General features: G+C 34.5%; 1 protein-coding gene and 1 pseudogene. One reads left to right on the forward strand and one right to left on the reverse strand.

The annotated features are described in order from the left end of the window. On the forward strand, positions 1-599 hold a 599-nt coding region (locus OS139_RS13640; protein ID WP_223610211.1), incomplete at its 5' end, for a PHP domain-containing protein. Positions 600-635: 36 nt separating this feature from the next. On the opposite strand, the pseudogene OS139_RS13645 reads toward OS139_RS13640, so the two are convergent. Further along, positions 636-721: pseudogene (locus OS139_RS13645) on the reverse strand (GNAT family N-acetyltransferase); the annotation flags it as partial.

A 721-nucleotide genomic window follows, 5' to 3' on the forward strand; every position in this document is an offset into this window, starting at 1 on the left:
ATAGCTTAAATAAGCGTTTTGGCAATCGTGTTTTAAAAGGCATCGAAATCGGTTACATCGCTTCTGAAAAGGATCGGATCATCGACTATTTAGCCGATAAAGATTACGATTTAAAATTACTCAGTGTGCATCATAATGGTCAATTTGATTATTTAGATGACGAAGTCAAAGATATGGATCCTGCTATTGTGATTCCTCAGTATTTTGCACAACTTTCAGAAGCACTAGTTGTTATAGAAGCAGATGTCTTTGCTCATTTTGACTATGGTTTTCGGGTATTTGGTCTATCCGTTGCTGAATTTAAACAATATGAAGCGCAGTTTTTACCGATTCTAGATCAAGTAATCAAAAATAAATTGGCATTCGAATTAAATGCTAAGAGCGCTTATTTGTATGACAATTTAGCGTTATATGAATATGTCATCGATTTATATCTTTCACGTGGTGGTACCTTGTTTAGTGTTGGATCAGATGGGCATTACCTTGAACATTTCCGTTTCCATTTCGATGATCTTTTTGCTCTGTTAAAAGCAAAAGGTGTGACGGAATTAGCGATTTATCAAAAAGGAAAGCGAATTATGGTTCCATTACCAGTCTAAAAAAACGTCCTCAGCATCAAAAGTGAGGACGTTTTTTTAGATTTCTTTTTCTAAAATCGGACAAATACGATCTTGTTTTCCTAAAGGAAAATGTTTGATCCCGATTTTTTTAAATCCATGAC

Origin of the sequence: Enterococcus sp. E4-223 (assembly GCF_035727065.1) — a bacterium.
Lineage (GTDB): Bacteria > Bacillota > Bacilli > Lactobacillales > Enterococcaceae > Enterococcus_B > Enterococcus_B faecium.